The 16575-nt window shown below is 46.2% G+C and carries 16 protein-coding genes and 1 tRNA gene; 16 read left to right on the top strand and 1 reads right to left on the bottom strand.

Features of this window, described 5'->3' with window-relative positions; all coding sequences use genetic code 11:
• Nucleotides 1-74 precede the first annotated feature (74 nt).
• Both VB118_04230 and VB118_04225 read left to right on the top strand, forming a co-directional pair.
• A complete protein-coding gene (locus VB118_04230; protein MEA4831810.1) occupies nucleotides 75-992 on the top strand; it encodes a hypothetical protein in 918 nt (305 codons plus the stop codon).
• A gap of 3 nt (nucleotides 993-995) precedes the next feature.
• On the top strand, nucleotides 996-1178 hold the full coding sequence (locus VB118_04225) for a hypothetical protein (GenBank protein ID MEA4831809.1): 183 nt from the start codon (nucleotides 996-998) through the stop codon (nucleotides 1176-1178).
• 156 nt (nucleotides 1179-1334) lie between these two features.
• On the opposite strand, the gene VB118_04220 is transcribed toward VB118_04225, so the two are convergent.
• Nucleotides 1335-1410, bottom strand: a tRNA-Lys gene (locus tag VB118_04220).
• A 180-nt stretch (nucleotides 1411-1590) separates the two neighbouring features.
• Between VB118_04220 and VB118_04215 the strand changes: the two genes are divergently transcribed.
• The 14 genes from VB118_04215 to mltG all read left to right on the top strand — a co-directional run bounded on the left by VB118_04215 (nucleotide 1591) and on the right by mltG (nucleotide 16512).
• Entirely contained in the window at nucleotides 1591-2676 is a 1086-nt protein-coding gene (locus tag VB118_04215) for a branched-chain amino acid aminotransferase (GenBank protein ID MEA4831808.1), read from the top strand.
• A 36-nt stretch (nucleotides 2677-2712) separates the two neighbouring features.
• Entirely contained in the window at nucleotides 2713-3657 is a 945-nt protein-coding gene (locus VB118_04210; protein ID MEA4831807.1) for an RluA family pseudouridine synthase, read from the top strand.
• Between the two features lie 426 nt (nucleotides 3658-4083).
• The gene (locus VB118_04205; GenBank protein MEA4831806.1) at nucleotides 4084-5250 is read left to right on the top strand and encodes a DUF3810 domain-containing protein; all 1167 of its coding nucleotides are present in this window, start codon (nucleotides 4084-4086) and stop codon (nucleotides 5248-5250) included.
• Between the two features lie 29 nt (nucleotides 5251-5279).
• Nucleotides 5280-6512 carry a polysaccharide deacetylase family protein gene (locus VB118_04200; protein ID MEA4831805.1) on the top strand — a complete coding sequence of 411 codons (1233 nt, stop codon included), beginning with the start codon at nucleotides 5280-5282 and terminating at the stop codon, nucleotides 6510-6512.
• A 389-nt stretch (nucleotides 6513-6901) separates the two neighbouring features.
• The gene (locus VB118_04195; protein ID MEA4831804.1) at nucleotides 6902-7156 is read left to right on the top strand and encodes a DUF370 domain-containing protein; all 255 of its coding nucleotides are present in this window, start codon (nucleotides 6902-6904) and stop codon (nucleotides 7154-7156) included.
• A gap of 181 nt (nucleotides 7157-7337) precedes the next feature.
• On the top strand, nucleotides 7338-8066 hold the full coding sequence (locus VB118_04190) for a response regulator transcription factor (GenBank protein ID MEA4831803.1): 729 nt from the start codon (nucleotides 7338-7340) through the stop codon (nucleotides 8064-8066).
• A gap of 15 nt (nucleotides 8067-8081) precedes the next feature.
• Nucleotides 8082-9965, top strand: a complete 1884-nt coding sequence (locus VB118_04185) for an ATP-binding protein (GenBank protein MEA4831802.1) — start codon at nucleotides 8082-8084, stop codon at nucleotides 9963-9965.
• Nucleotides 9966-10008: 43 nt separating this feature from the next.
• Entirely contained in the window at nucleotides 10009-10812 is an 804-nt protein-coding gene (locus tag VB118_04180) for a WecB/TagA/CpsF family glycosyltransferase (GenBank protein ID MEA4831801.1), read from the top strand.
• 3 nt (nucleotides 10813-10815) lie between these two features.
• Nucleotides 10816-11481: a thymidylate kinase gene (locus tag VB118_04175; protein MEA4831800.1), complete on the top strand. Its 666-nt coding sequence runs from the start codon at nucleotides 10816-10818 to the stop codon at nucleotides 11479-11481.
• Nucleotide 11482: 1 nt separating this feature from the next.
• The gene (locus VB118_04170; GenBank protein ID MEA4831799.1) at nucleotides 11483-12328 is read left to right on the top strand and encodes a GNAT family N-acetyltransferase; all 846 of its coding nucleotides are present in this window, start codon (nucleotides 11483-11485) and stop codon (nucleotides 12326-12328) included.
• Nucleotides 12329-12353: 25 nt separating this feature from the next.
• Entirely contained in the window at nucleotides 12354-12935 is a 582-nt protein-coding gene (locus VB118_04165) for a DJ-1 family glyoxalase III (protein MEA4831798.1), read from the top strand.
• Nucleotides 12932-13504, top strand: a complete 573-nt coding sequence (locus VB118_04160; GenBank protein MEA4831797.1) for a 5-formyltetrahydrofolate cyclo-ligase — start codon at nucleotides 12932-12934, stop codon at nucleotides 13502-13504. Before VB118_04165 ends, VB118_04160 begins: the two co-directional genes overlap by 4 nt.
• Entirely contained in the window at nucleotides 13501-14469 is a 969-nt protein-coding gene (locus tag VB118_04155; GenBank protein ID MEA4831796.1) for a type II CAAX endopeptidase family protein, read from the top strand. Before VB118_04160 ends, VB118_04155 begins: the two co-directional genes overlap by 4 nt.
• Before the next feature lie 57 nt (nucleotides 14470-14526).
• Nucleotides 14527-16512, top strand: coding sequence for an endolytic transglycosylase MltG (mltG, locus tag VB118_04150; GenBank protein MEA4831795.1), 1986 nt, complete (start codon nucleotides 14527-14529; stop codon nucleotides 16510-16512).
• Nucleotides 16513-16575 lie beyond the last annotated feature (63 nt).

Here is a 16575-nt window from a genome sequence, read left to right as displayed (position 1 = left end):
TTGACTTATGGCGAATAACATGATATAGTAATAGTGTGGCTAATATATGTCGCAAAACACAGAAAGGAATTTAAATGATATTAACTCTTGATAAATACGCAATATATCCTGAAGCCGCGGAGCTTTGCACACGCGGAACATACGGATTTGAAAAAATCGAGCTGTCGCTTTCAAAAGATTGGGACGGACTTGACATAAGCCTTTGCTTTTATCCTCCTGACAAAACGGAGGGTGTGACAGTGCTGTATAGGGGCGAGCCTGTCGATGTCCCGAAGGAATTTACCGCTTCCGGCGGATACGGAACAATGACCGTTGTCGGTTCGGCAGGCGAAAATATTATTATCAGCCGCGCGGTTTGCCTTCATATCATCAATGTTCCCGCTCCTGCCGATGCAGAGCCCGAGCCTCCGACTCCTTCCGTTTCGTCTCAGCTGCGTGAAATAGCCCAGAAAGCGGAAAGTATCGCGCTGTCAGTATGCGCGGATGCCGAAGCGGGACGATTTAACGGAAAAAGCGCGTATGAATCCGCGTACAGCGGCGGATATGCGGGAACGGAAGCTGAATTCAATGCCGTTCTTGCCGGAGTTCTCAATCGAGAGATAGGCGCTTACATACGTTCCGAAATTCTTGACGAGGCGGTAAACAGTATAGAATATACGAATATAGGCGAATTTTCCGAATTTGATATTATTTTAGACGCTCCCGCGGCAGCAGCTTCGACAGCTTATATATATCTCACAATAAACGGATCAAAGTACTCTATGCTTGTGGGAGGCTTTGTAAAAACAAACGCTCCGTGTCAAACCAGCTTCACATTTAGAAAAATAGGCGATACCTGGATTAGTATGCTGCGCGCCGGGGGCAGCAATACTTATATCAAAATCAGCGACAGAGCATGGTGGGACGGATCCGACATAGCATCGTTCAAGCTCGAATGCTATGGCTCGACCGTATTCCCGGCGGGAACAAAAATCATAATGAAGGGAATTTAAAATATGAAAAAATACATAAACGGAAAGTACATTGAGCTGACCGCGGGTGAAATTTCGGAATTAGAATCGGAAGAAGCAAATGAACCGGTTATACAGCCGACGACCGAAGAGCGAATCGATGCGCTTGAAACGGAAAATTCACAGCTAAAGGCAGCGATCAATCTGTTAATTTCCGGGAACGCTTGACAAGCTGATATCTGATTAAAAATAAAAAAATGAGCGCCCGGCAGAAATATGTCTGCCGGGCACTTATTTGTTATTAAATCGGCAGAACGAGCTTATAGACTGAACGCAAAAACCCAAAAAATAACACCGGGCATGAATTCATACCCGGTGTTTTAATGGTGATCCATCGGAGAGTCGAACTCCGGACACCATGATTAAAAGTCATGTGCTCTACCAACTGAGCTAATGGATCATTTTTGTTTACTTTTTTACGCGCTTGTATATAATATCACAGGCTATAATGTTTGTCAAGTGCTTTTTTATGTTTTTTTAAGCCGTATTTTCTTCATATTACTTGAAATTCTACGCTGTTTGAGGTATACTTATTCTATTACAAATATTCTGCTTTGCGGCAGAAGTTCGGAGGCAAGTTATGGCACAGGATAAAAAGCCGCTCGAAATAACAATACGGCTTACCGACAAAAAGAAGACAAAGCCCGATTATACAAAGCTCGGCTTTGGCAAGTACTTTACCGACCATATGTTTTTATGGGACTACACCGAGGGAAAGGGCTGGCACGACGCAAGAATCGTTCCGTATCAGAACATTTCTCTTGATCCCTCCGCAATGGTCTTTCATTATGGCCAGGAAATGTTTGAAGGTCTGAAGGCATATAAAACCAAAGAAGGAAAGATTCAGCTTTTCAGGCCTCAGAAAAATATAGAAAGAATGAACAACACAAACGAACGCCTCTGCATTCCGCAGGTGGATCCGGATTATGTTCTCGACGCCATTAAAGCGCTCGTAAAGGTCGACAGCGACTGGGTTCCGAACGATGTCGGCACCTCGCTTTATATCCGTCCGTTTATCTTTGCGACGGATCCTCATCTCGGCGTATGCCCGTCCGACACATATATTTTCTCAATCATCCTTTCTCCGGTCGGCGCATATTATGCCGAAGGATTAAATCCGGTCAAGATTTATGTTGAGGACGAATATGTCCGCGCCGTCAAGGGCGGAATCGGCTTTGCGAAAGCCGGCGGAAACTATGCGGCTTCGCTCCGTTCGCAAAAAAAGGCGCATGACATCGGCTATTCACAGGTTCTCTGGCTCGACGGCGTTCACAGAAAATATGTCGACGAAGTCGGCACAATGAATGTTTTCTTCGTGATCGGCGACGAAATCGTCACACCGATGCTCGGCGGAAGCCTTCTTCCGGGCGTTACGCGTGATTCCTGTCTTGCCGTCCTCAGAAATTGGGGACTCAACGTATCTGAGAGACTTATTTCGATCGACGAGATCAAGGACGCGTATAAAAAGGGCGAGCTTAAAGAGGTGTTCGGCACAGGCACGGCCGCCGTTATTTCCCCTGTCGGCGAGCTTGCCGAGGGAAATTATAAAATGATAATCAACGACGGAAAAATCGGAAAGCTTTCACAGAAGCTTTACGACACTATAACCGCCATACAGTGGGGCAGCGCCGAAGATAAATTCGGCTGGATAGTCCCGGTAATCTGATCCGTGGAATATATTATCGGTGAGGAATGCGCCGGTATGCTTCTCCGCACCTTTGCCAGGAGCAAGGTGGGGATGGGGCGTATGGCGCTTTCCTCTCTGAAAGCGAAAAAGACCGGAATAACGGTGAACGGTGTTGAGGTTACCGTAAGATATATTCTGCGCGCCGGAGATATTGTCCGGCTTGAGATTGAAGACCTGCATTCATCCGCGGGAGTGGAACCATTTGACGCTCCGCTTGATATTATTTACGAAGACAGCGCGCTTTTATGCATAAACAAGCCGCCGTTTCTTGCCGTACATCCCGTAAAAAAGCTGCGTGGCGACACACTTGCCGCGCGCGTCACGGCTTATCTGCCGTCGCCTTATGTTTTCCGCTGTGCCACACGGCTTGACCGCGATACGAGCGGGGTTGTCGTCATATCGAAAAACCGCGTCGCCGCCTCGAAAATTTCCGGGTTGCTCGCTCTCCATGACGGCCGCTTTAAAAAGAAATATATTCTCATTGTCCGCGGAGCTTTTCCGGAAAACAGCGAAATCCGCGGAGAGATATCATTGAATATCCGTCGCGTCCCGGGCAATCCGATAAAGAGAGAGACGATTGAAAAAAAAAGCGATATTGCGGGAAGCGAAAACGATCCGGAAGGCTGTTTCGCTTTGACGAAATACCGCGTTTTGGTGTCTGTAAACGGATATCACCTGGTTCTGGTGAATCCGGTCACCGGGAGAACACATCAGATAAGAGCTCATTTTGCCGGTATAGGACTTTTACCTCTCGGTGACGCGCTTTACGGCGAAGAAAGCCGGCTGATCGGACGGCAGGCGCTCCATTGCCTGTCCGTTTCGTTCCCTCATCCGGAAACCGGAGATGATGTCGTTGCGGTCGCTCCTGTGCCGGAGGATTTTCGCGTCTGTGCGGAGGCTCTTTTCGGAGCTGAATATGTAAAATATTTTTCCGCAGCTTTAAACGCGGAGCTGAACTGATAAAAAGAACACGCCTTATTGAATCGCAGACAATATTATCCGCCGCGTTTCTCCTCAATGTCACGGCAAAGCTCGAGCTGAATAATGTATACTGAATAATGCCGTTTTTTAACGCAAATCGTTGATTTTGGAGTTCAGTATCCATTGATTGCCACCTGCGCAATCATTGTTTTATCATATTTTCCTCACTATCGTATGCGTTTTTATTATTTTTATATAAAAAATCATAAAATTTAATATTATTTCAGAAACAATCAGATAATAATTATTAACGCGTATCATTACGTCAAAAAGAGAACGCCTTTGACACATCGGCTTAATTATTATTTAATTAACAATAAACAGAATAACAAGTTATTGCGGGATCTTTTCATATTGTCACCGCAATTACCATATATACACGATCCGGGATCAAATGATCCCCTTATGATAATGAATAAGAAAAAGGCATCAAAAATCAAGAAGCAGCCAGGAAAACCGATTACTCTTTTTATAAAACGGCGTCCGGTTTTCTTTTCTCTCATATGTTTTTCCGCCATTTGCGCCGTGCTTTATGCCGTAATGGCTTATAACAGGGATTTTGCTGAATGGTTTTCTTCCCAAGCGGCGTCAAAAGTCAGATGGACTCTTGGAGCCGTTATGTCAGTCGCTCCGTTTTCGGTGGCGGAGGTTCTGACTTTGTTTTTCTGTGTCTTCACGGTTTTTGTGCTTATATCGCTTATAGTATACCTGTTCCGCGTGATATTCGGCGATGCGAGAGCACGGTTCCCACGCGGATTTTCCGTTATCGTTATGGTGTGCCTTGTCGTGCTTGACCTGTTTGTCATAACCTTTGCCCCATGTTACAGGCGCGTAAGCGTCGAGGAGCATCTCGGCATAGGCGGTGACATAGACGAAGATAAGCTTTTTAATGTGCTTGACTGGTTTATCGACGAGCTGAATACCTCCTGCGAAAAGGTTACATATAACGAGCGCGGAGCGTCCTTATGCCTGACGAGCTTTGCGGCGCTGTCCTCAAAAATCAACAATGCCGTTGATTCACTTTGCTCAAAATATGATTTTTTACAGAATAAAGGCTTCAGAGCAAAGCCTGTGATGCTTTCGGAGCCGTGGACATATACTCATGTATCCGGCGTATATACATTTTTCACCGGAGAATCAAACGTAAACATAAATTATCCTGATTATGTGATAGCATATTCCGCCGCGCACGAATGCGCGCATCAGCGCGGAGTCGCGTTTGAAAACGAAGCAAACTTTATCGCTCTTCTCGTGTGCCTTGAAAGCGATGACGATTTTATAAGATACGCCGGACTTTGCGATGTCTATTCAACGATAGCGAATTCCGCGTATAAAACAAACAAGGACCGTTATTACACCGCCGCCGCGAGGTTAAATAAAAAAATATCAGGCGAATACAGCGCTTTTTCGGAATTTTTCAAAAAATATGAAAAAAATATTTATGCTGAAACGGCCTCAAAAATAAACGACGGCTATCTTAAGAGTCAGGGGCAGCAATCCGGAGTGGTCAGCTATTCATTGATCACAAAAATGACCGTCAACTATATATACAAAACGTATCTTGCGGAGTAACGCCAATAATGCGGAGTAACGCCAATAAAATGAAAAACACTCGTGAGAAAAAGAAAAGATCCACAATCCATAATAATCGCTCGATGAAGCTCATTGCGTCGGTTTTATGCGTCGCGATGTGCCTTTCGGCCTCTCTGTTATTTTATACCGCACCCGGAGCGGAAGCCGCAGATATTCCAAAAATGTATGTAAACGACCGCGTCTTTACATCAAATCAAACTCAGCCGTATTTTAAAGACATTAATGAAAACTTATATATTCCGGTGGATATGTTTCTCGAGTTTTCTTATATAACATGGAGCTCGACGGGAGTTGGAGCATTTTATATAGAAAACACCCGAACACATTCTTACATTTCATACACCTCTCAACGGCCCGATAGAATCAAATATAACAACGGCTGGCTGCCTGTAAACACGGTAACCCACAACGAAGTGTCTTATCTGCCCGCTAAATATGCGCCGATTCTGGATGTAAAATTAGAAACTGACACATATGACGGAAAGCTTTATGTGAGGCTGAAGGATTCGTCGGCACAGCTGACGCTTCTTGAGCTGACAGAATCGTTCAGACCTGTTGTGATCCCCGATCCTCCCGATCCACCTGATCCTCCCGATACAACGGATCCGACGGAAACCATAGATCCGACGGAAACCATGGATCCTCCCAATCCCCAGGAGCCGGAGGTAAACACCAGCGCGATCGCGCTCACTTTTACGGATTTTTCCGGTGACAGAGCGGAAAGCATATTAAAATATTTGCGCGAGAATGATTTATCGGCAACAATATTTTTTACAGCTGACGAGATTATATCATCGCCTTCGCTTGTGAGAAGAGCCGCCATTGACGGTCATGTCATAGGAATAAGGATAGATTCCGGAAACGAATACAATGCCGTAATCGAGATAAACAGCGCTCAAAGCGCGCTGTTGAAGGTATTAAAGCGAAAAACTCGCCTGATCAGAATATCCGACGGAGTTGATTACGATGCGGATATGCTAAATAATAAGCTGTCGGCGATGGGATGTTCGCTGTGCGAGGTTAATATCCCGTCCAAGGACGGTAAGTACAAAGTTTCCGCCTCATTTGAAATGCTGAAGAATCAGATGAATGAATCGGACATTTCAATAATAGGATTTACCTCTGCAAACAATACATTGGAAATCCTGAAGCTTTTACACGATTATGTCGGAGAGCATGACGTGCTGTCGTTTTTTACCGTAGACGAAACCAACGCGGTAATTTTTGATAAGGCAAATTAATTGGGGGAAGAGGTACGCCCGGAGACTTTTTCGCGAAAAAGTCCCCGGCCCCAAAAAGCTCATTTTAAAGATATCAATTCCGCTTTGCTTTTTCAAACGCAACCGCCTTACCGGCATGTGAATTCAAACTTTGTCCTCTAAAGAATTCCCTATTCTTATGACCCCTCTCCAAAAATAGCTTTAACATTATCCCTCAGTATAAGCGACAACAACACATACAAACCCAATATGAGTTTTAGGGGATTCTTAAGGCCCCTTTTCCAAAAAAGGCTTTAACATTATCCCTCAGTATAATACAACAACACGTACAAACCCAATATGAGTTTTAGGGGATTCTTAAGGCCCCTTTTCCAAAAGGGGCCTTAAGCGTTACCCCGAAGGAGCATAAAATGTTTTTGCATGCGGGCAATAATTTTTCGATATTGAAGCGCGATGTAATCGCGATAATCGACGCTGATAATTCAACAGTGTCGAAGGTGACACGCGCTTTTTTAAAAAAAACACAGGATGACAAAAAGCTCACGGTAATTTCCAACGACATACCCAAATCCTTTATCCTTGCGGGTACGCGCAAAAAGGGCGTGCGCCTCTATCAAACGAATGTTTCTCCCGCCACGCTTGCCGGAAGGGTGGAGCGTTATTAAAACGGCAATAAGATAATAATTTATTAAAAGCGCGGGTTTATTAACTCGGCAATTAAATAATTACCGCTAAAAGAGAGAAAAGGCTCTTGTATATGGATTTTCTTTCTTATAAAACAAGACTTATTTAATTACTGTTTTAATAATCGCCGCGTTAACAAATATAACCGGAGGATAAGCCTTAATGGATAAAAAAACCAGTTCACCGGCTGTTGAAAAAAAGAGAATACTCATTGTCGAGGATGAAAAGAACATAGCCGAGATATTATCATACAACATAAAACGTTCCGGCTTTGACGCCATGTGCGTTTATGACGGAAAATGCGGACTCGAAGAGGCTCTTGACGGCAAATATGACCTCATTTTACTCGACCTGATGCTGCCGATAATGGACGGCTTTGAGGTATGCCGCCGAATCAGAAGACAAAAGGACACGCCGATAATAATGCTTACCGCAAGAGAAGAAGAGACCGACAAGATAACGGGGCTCGAGCTTGGCGCGGACGATTATCTTACAAAGCCCTTCAGCATACCAGAGCTTATCAGCCGCATAAAGGCGAATATCAGGAGATATTCGAACGAGCTTGTTCAGGAACGCCTCAGCGCGGATATAATAAAGGTCGGAGAGCTTGTGATAAACAATACGAGCTATGAAGTAACGCGCGCGGGAGAAAAGCTATCTCTTTCGAAAAAGGAATATGAGTTGCTTGTTTTCCTGGCGAAAAATGCAAACCGCGTTTATACCCGCGAGGAATTAATGGAAAAAGTGTGGGGATACGAAGGGTTTTACGGCGACATACGCACGGTTGACGTTACCGTGACCCGCCTGAGAAAGAAAATATCCGGAAATTCCGAATATCCGGAATATATAGAAACGCGGCGCGGAACAGGTTATATATTTATAGCCCCGTAATGCACAAATGGAATTATGTATAAACGCCTTCGAGTTAAAATCGTTCTGATTCTCGTTCTGTTCATCTTTTCTGTCATGACCGTCGTAGGAACAATACTTTTAAACAATGTGTTTGTTTTTTACACAGACGGCTTTGTCAGGCAGATGGACCAATGCTTTACGCCCAAAATGAAGGAGCGGCTTACGAAGGCGCTTGCCTCGGTTAATTACGAGACAGAGCTTTACGATATACTCAACGCCTTTTCCGGACAGCTCGGAATAGATGTCAATCGTGATTTTTATGTGCTCGACGCTTCTGGCGAGGTGTTGAAAACGTCGTCCTCATCGACAAATTCGGTTAAAAAAACAAACAACCTGCTGTCCGCCATCAACGGCAGGAATTCTTCAAAACAGCTCGTCGGAAGCGACGTCATGGATTATGCCCTCTGCCTTTCCGCAAATCTGACAGAATCTGACGATGTCGTTTCCACGCGCTCGTGTATTATTTATATTTCAGATACTCGGGAGGAGATGCACGAATTCGCATGGACCGTTTTTACCATTATAATGCAGGCGCTTATCATCGGTCTTGTTATAGCGCTTGTGCTGTCGTTCTCGCTTTCGCGGGCGATCACTTCTCCGATACTTGATATTACCAAAGGCGCCGCCAAGCTTGCGTCGGGAGACTTTTCTGAAAAGCTTCCGGTTCATTCGCGAGATGAGATCGGAGTGCTGACACGGACGTTCAACAAGATGGCCGGAGAACTGAAGAGGACGCTGGACGAGGTGACGGGAGAACGCGAAAAACTCGAAACTATTTTTGCTTATCTGAACGACGGCGTCGTCGCCTTTGACCCCTCCGGCGCGCCGATACAGATAAATCAGACGGCAGTGAAGCTGCTTGATCTTTCCGAGACAAAAAAAGGAATACCGCTTGGCGAGTTCATATCGCTTTTATCACTTCCGACATCGTCAGAGGTAATATTTTCACCGGATTTCCGTTCTATTGCTTTCAGAGAAATTTCATACAAAGGTAAAATGATAGACATAAGCATAGGCAAATTCAATATAGAGCTCGATAATAAACCGTATGGCGGAATCATAGCCGTTCTGCATGATGTTTCGGAGCATTTCGAACTTGAAAAGTCAAGGCGTGAATTTGTCGCGACCGTTTCACATGAACTGAGAACCCCGCTTACAGGCATAAAAGGCGCGACAGAAAGCGTGATAGAGGATCCTGATATGCCGCCGGAGATACGAGCGCATTTTCTTGAAATGGTCGTAAACGAATCAGACAGAATGACGAGGATCGTCCGCGATTTGTTGATGATCAGCCGGCTTGACAACAACCGTCTATCCTGGGATCCGTCGTATTTTGATCCTGCCGCGTTAATGCGCGACTGCGTGGAAATGCTCGGCACCGAAGCCGGACAGCACCGGCACAGCCTTGTTGCCTCCTGCTCAGACGAAAGCGTTCCTATGCTTTACGCCGACCGGGAACGAACAGCGCAGGTGATGATCAACGTGATTCAAAACGCAATAAAGTACACTCCGGACGGCGGAAATATTGCAATCAGCGTATTCTACAGATATTGTGATAATATTGAAGGACTGCCAAAGGCCAACTATGTTGTATATATCGTAAAGGACAACGGAATCGGAATACCAAAGGAGGATATCCCGCATATTTTCGATCGTTTTTACCGTGTTGAAAAGGCGAGATCCTCACAGACAGGAGGCACCGGGCTCGGCCTTTCGATCGCAAACGAAATCGTCTGCGCACACGGAGGCAAAATCGTCATAGAAAGCGAGCTTGATAAGGGAACGACGGTATATATATTCATTCCGGAGGCGCACACGGTGAATTCCGCAGGGAAAAACGGCGCGAATACGGAGATTAACGGAACAAGAAAGCCTTGAAAAACGAAAGATCAAAGCAAAGGATCAAACAAATGGGTAAATTATGACAGACAAAAAAACAATAAATGACAGCTTGCCCGGAAGAATAGCCGTGCGACATGTATTGTTCGACAATGTCACTATGGATCAGGCCCGGGACGTTGTCGCCGCCGCTCTGGAACGCAGGGAACATACGGGCTTTACGGTTTTCACGCCAAACGCGGAGATCGCGCAAATATGTGAGGAAGACGCGGAGGTCGCCAAGCTCATAGCATGCGCCGATCTTGTTATACCGGACGGAGCCGGAGTTGTTTTAGCTTCAAGAATTCTCGGAACTCCGCTGAAACAAAAGGTCGCGGGATATGATCTCGGATTGAAAATGTGCGAATATGCCGCGAATCACGGCAAAACGGTATATTTCTTCGGAGCGAAGCCGGCACGGGAAGGACAAAAAGCGGTTGCGGAAACCGCGGCGGAAAAGTTGTGCGAAAAATATCCGGGGCTGTGTGTCGCCGGATGGAGAGATGGATTTTTCAAGCCGGAAGAAACGCGGGAAATAATAAAAGAAATAAATGCGGCGTCTCCCGATATTCTGTTCGTATGCCTCGGCGCGCCGCGCCAGGAAAAGTGGATATGCGAAAATATTAAAAAAATCAATACCGGCGCGATACTTGCGCTTGGCGGAAGTCTTGACGGGTATGCCGGACTGGTAAAGCGCGCGCCCCGACTGTTTATAAAATGCAACGCGGAATGGCTTTACCGGCTTATCAAACAACCGTCGAGAATAGGACGCATGATGAAGCTGCCTAAGTATATTTTTGGCGCGGTCGTATATAAAATCAAAAGAAATCACCGGAAGGTTAGATAGATAATGGGAATAATGATAGCCATAGACGGGCTGGACGGTTCGGGTAAAAAAACCCAGTGGGAGCTTCTGTATGAAAAGCTTATAAGCGAAGGACTCGCTGTCAGAAAGCTCACTTTTCCTCAATACGGCTCCCCGGCTTGCGCATGTGTGGAGCAATATTTGTCAGGAGCTTACGGTACCGATCCAAACATCGTCAATCCATATGCCGCATCCTCGTTTTACGCGGTCGACAGATATGCGTCATATATGCTTGACTGGAAAAAGGATTATGACAACGGAACTATAATATTATCAAACAGATATACCACCGCTAACGCCATTCATCAGCTTGCGAAGCTGCCAAACGAAAAGAGAGACTCTTTCCTGGAATGGCTTTACGGATATGAATTCGGGCTTTTGGGGCTGCCAAAACCGGATATGACGCTGTTTTTTGACGTACCGGTCGAAAATTCACTCGCGCTTATTGAAGCGCGCGGAGATAAAAAGGATATCCATGAGACGCGCGTCCATCTTTCCGCCGCGCGCTCCGCAGCTATCTTCGCCTGCGAAAAGCTCGGATGGACGCGGATAATATGCACAGACGATGGCAAAATGCTCTCACGTGAGGAAATTGCCGACCGTGTATATGTTTACGTCAAGGGATTTTTCGAAAAGAAGGAGCTTATGTGAAATGAATTTGCCGGAATTCAGAGAAGCCGGATTACACGATATACCGAAGCTCGTTGATTTATGGATTCAGGCGTTCGGAGAAAATGACAGAGCGTTTTCCGAAAGATTCTATAAAATAATCTGGAAGCCCGGCATGACGCTCGCCGCTTTTTACGGAGCGGAGCCGGTTTCAATGGCGCAATTCGTACCTGTTATAATCAAGCTCGGAAAGCGTGAACACAGGGCATCGTATATGTATGCCTGCGCAACCGCTCGCGAATTTCGCGGGGGAGGGCTGTTTTCCGGGCTGTATGCGTTCGCTTCCGAAAAGCTCAGAACCGAAGGCATCGAAGCGATTATAACGATTCCCCAAAGCCCGCCGCTGTTCGGCTTTTATTCCAGGTTTGGATTCAAGACCGCTTTCGATACTGAATATACGGTGATCTCCGAAGACGAATTCTCTTCCAGGCAGGGAAAGCCCCGCGGATTTGTACGTCTGAGTGATAAGTTTACAAATATTTCACCCATTGACAGTCGAATAATATTATTATTATATGAAGAATATACTTCCGCCGCCAAAAGATCGTATGCCTCCGTTATTTTTTCTCCCGAAGCATACGCGCTGACATTGGATTCAAAAACAGCTTATTCATTTTCATTTTCATTTGGCGAACAGCTTTTACTGGCTGAAAAAATACATGACGGGATCAAGCTTACGTCGGCATCCGACAGCGCTTTTCCCAAAGGAACCGGACTTGCTGTACTCAGAAAGCCATGCGCGATGGCCGCGGTGATATCCCGGGACAGTGGGCTTGATATAAAAGATATCACCGACTGCGGCGGAACGCTTAATTATCTTCTTAACTGATGTGGAAAGGCTGGTATAAATAGATTTGGATACAATATACGTTTTTTTTGCCGACGGCTTTGAAGAAACAGAGGCTGTGACCCCTGTCGATATACTCAGGAGAGCTGGAGCGCAGGTGAAAATGGTTTCGGTTTACCCGCAGCGCAAAACCGTAAAAGGCTCGCATGGGATAGAGATTGTTTGCGACATGACAATTTCCGAATCTCACGCCTTTGCCGATACATGTGTGATGATCCTTCCCGGCGGAGGGCTGGGAGTTGAAAACTTAAAAAAATGCGCCGCCCTTTCCGCTTTATTGACGGAAGCGGATAAAAAAGGTGTCATGCTGGCCGCGATATGCGCGGCTCCGACTGTTCTTTCCGATCTCGGAATATTGAGAGACAAGTCGGCAACATGCTATCCTTCAATGACCGGAGAGCTTGAATGCGCGGACATACGCGGCGAAGCGGTTGTAATAGACAAAAATATCATAACCTCCCGCGGAGCCGGCACCGCGGCCGATTTCGGATTCGTCATAACCGCCGAAATATCAGGTGATAAAAAGGCCGAAGATATCCGCCGCGCCATGTGTTATCCTCCATCAGCTCCCATATACCGCGTAAAATGAACACAAAGGCACAAAAAGCACTTATAAGGCGCGAATATCTTAAGCGCCGCGCTTCTCTGGAAAGCGGATATATAAATTCCGCTTCCGCCGATATTTCCGCCAGGATTTCCGAACTGGACGAATATCTGGACACAAACATTATACTTTTGTATTATCCGATCAATAACGAAGTCGATATACGGCATTTATTCAGAAAAGCCATTTCTGACGGTAAGACAGTCGGATTCCCAAAGTGCATTAAAGGCGGAAAAATGGATTTTTATGCCGTCAAATCAGAAAACGAGCTCGAACCGGGACTTTTCGGAATTCCCGAACCGACAGAAATATGTCCGGTGATAACAAATCCGTCGGGCGCTCTTTGCGTAACACCGGCGGTCGTCGCGGGATGCGACGGACGAAGGCTGGGATACGGCGGGGGATATTACGATAGATTTTTCGCAAAATTCAACGTCACCGTGCTGTGCGCGATCTTTGAAAAGCAGCTCGTTCCTGCCGGAAATATACCTGAGGGAATTTACGACGTCAGATTCGATATCCTTGTCACCGAAAGGAGCACGATCCGTCCATGAAGGTAAAGCCCGCGCTTACCACGCCGCTGTATATCTGTGTCATATTCATACTGACGAGCTTTTCGCCTTCGCTTATCAGCTTTGCAAACAGCATAAGCGCAAATCCGTTCCTGTCTGTGGCGATCATTCAATTCCTCGTATTTCTCCTTCCCACGGCGTTCTATTGTCAGGTCAGGAAGATTCGCTTTTTCGGAGCGTCGGGATTTAAAATAAAAGATATAAACGCGGTCCCGCTTACCATCGAGGGCTTTCTGATGTATTTCGCAGGCATAGCGATTCTTAAATATGTCGGATATTTCTTTCTCGACGGCGCGTATGTAAACACTCCGAACGCGGTTGACGCTTCGGTATACGGCTCTAATAAGTTGCTTGTCGTGATTTGTCTGATTGCGCTGCCCGCCATTTTGGAGGAGCTTGTATTCAGACGCGTGATCCTCGGCGAATACAGGATGTACGGAGGCGGCGTCGCGGTGATCGTCAGCTCGCTTGCGTTCGCGATGCTCCATTTTTCCTTTGAAAACTTTTTATTTTATTTCTATGCCGGGCTTGTATTGGGAATGCTCACTGTCGTATGCGATTCGTGCCTGCCAGCCATAATACTGCACGTAGCAAACAACGCGATAAATATCACGTTTGAAGAGAGCTTTCTTGTATACATACGACAGCTTGGCGGAATGGTCGTATTCCTGTTTGCCCTGATTGCGATATTTTTAATTTTTTTAATTCTCATGCTCTCAAGAGCAGAACATATGTATTTCCGTAAATCGGAGCATACGCGCGCGGGAAAGCGGCACGCGCTCGAATCCAGGATGATAGCCGCGGAGCCCGCAGGCGGCGACGGCGGCGAAAGCGGGATCGAATTGACTTTCGGAAAGCTTCCGGCGCGTTTGCGCGAGGTATTTCTGTCTCCAACGCTGTTTGTTATGATCGCTTATTTTCTGCTGAAAGCAGCGGAATTTCTATAATAAAAGCCTCCCGGCAAAAAAGCCTCCGGCATCAGACCGTGAGGCGGAAAGGTAAAAATGGCCGATAATTCTGAACATATGAATAAAAATGTCCGCCGCCGTGCCGTAAGAGACATTGCAGCCGACTCAAAAAAAGCGGATGGCGAGCTCCGGACTCCCGATAAAGCGGCGAAGGTCAAAGCTCAGGATAAATTTGAAGAGAACATACTCATATCCGATGTCATAAATCGGAAAAAATCCGAGGTTATACCTGAGGCGGCTTCAAATGCGGTACGTAAAACCGAAACCGCGGCAGTATATGAACGCGACACAGCATATTCAGGTAAAAATGCCGCGGCGAAGGAAATTTCCGACCCGGAGCTTAATAAGGCTGAACATAAATCAGACTCAGAAAACAAGTCGAAAAGCAAGAATAGTCCGCGCAGACACATCAGCCCGGAAAACAGGAGCAAATCCGAAAAAGCCTCGGTGAAAAAGCCCGGCATATCAGCATTAAAAGCGAGCAAAACGCTTAAAACCGCGTTTGCCGCGGCAGCGGCCATGCTTTATGTCTTCTGGAGCTTTATTAAAAAGCAATGTGCCGCCGGATGGCGGTCTATAAAAAAAGCCTTATTGAAATTCATGTCAAAAAACAAAAAGAGTCCGAGGGGGAAAGCCGAAGCCTTCGAAAAACGCTCTCGGCATCCGCAGGAAAACCGCTCCTCCGCGGAGAAGCAGACAGAAAAAGCTCATGGCACTTCCGGCTTAAATACCGGTGTCGCCGGTGCGGATGACTTGGGAAAAACAAGAATATCGACGACAGTAAATACGGTGTCTTCATTTTCAGAAAGAGACTCGCGGACAGTCATCGGAACAAAAGCAGCCCTGGTCAAAAAACCGGACATCGAAAAGCCCGCGGTATATGATCCGTCCGCAGCAGAGACAAAAAAGAAAAAATTCAACGAAACGGATGAAAATGTCGAGGTGCGCGACAAGGGCGGCGTAATCGCGGTACTTATAAAGGCCTTTGTATATCTTGCGGTCATTATTGCCATTTCGGTGGGACTTGCCATCGTCGGAATACGCACGGCAAACGATGTATTTGCCTTTGTAAAGGATGATATAACCTCGGAGGTCACTATCCCGGAACTGGCGACAGTGTCGGAGGTGGGCGATATACTCGAATCTGACGGTTTAATTAAATATGCCGACGCATTCAAGCTTTATATCGGATATAAATACCGCAACAAAAATCTTACCTTCGTGGCGGGAACATATACGCTGAACGCTAAGATGAATTATGACGAGCTTGTTTATGAAATAAAACTCAAAAAGCCAAAACGCACGATTAAAACAATCGTCTTTGCCGAGGGCATGACCGTTGATGAGATTATAGATATGCTTGTCTCCAACGGAATCGGCACCAGAGAAAAATATATCGATGCCATCCAGAATTATGATTACAAATATACCTTTATGGACAATATCGATTTCGCGTCGCTTTCTTCTGACAGAAAATATCGCCTTGAAGGATATCTGTATCCGGATACGTATCAATTCTATTCCGATTCGGGAGAGGTTGCCGTAATAGACAAGTTCCTCTCCAATTTCGAAGGCAAATTTACGCAGGCAAAATATGACCGGATCAAGGAGCTGGGCATGACGCTCGATCAGGTTATAACTCTTGCGTCGATAATACAAAAAGAAGCCAAGTTTTACAGTGAATTCGCCAATGTTTCAAGCGTCTTTCACAACCGCCTCAATTCGTCGGCATTTCCAAAGCTTGAATCAGACGCCACGATCCAGTATTTGCTGCCGGAGCATAAGGAAGTGCTTACGCATGATGATACGCTGATCAATCATCCGTACAACACATATCAGATTAACGGGCTTCCCCCCGGAGCTATATGCAATCCGGGACTTGAGGCGATAAACGCCGCGCTTGACCCGGCAAATACGAATTATTATTACTTCCTCGCCGCGACCGACGGCACGACCGTATTCGCGAAGACGCTTGCCGAGCAAAACGAAAACATCAGGAAGAAAAAAGAAGGATCGCTTTGAGCTTGCAAGCTTTGCCCGGGACGCGGACGCAGAGTCTTCTGCCCGCGTGGCAGCGTATTGAGC

The organism is Oscillospiraceae bacterium, from assembly GCA_034925865.1.
In the GTDB taxonomy this organism is placed as follows: Bacteria; Bacillota; Clostridia; order Oscillospirales; family SIG627; genus SIG704.
Note: the sequence above shows the minus strand (reverse complement) of the source record. Positions and strands in the feature narration are given on the sequence as shown.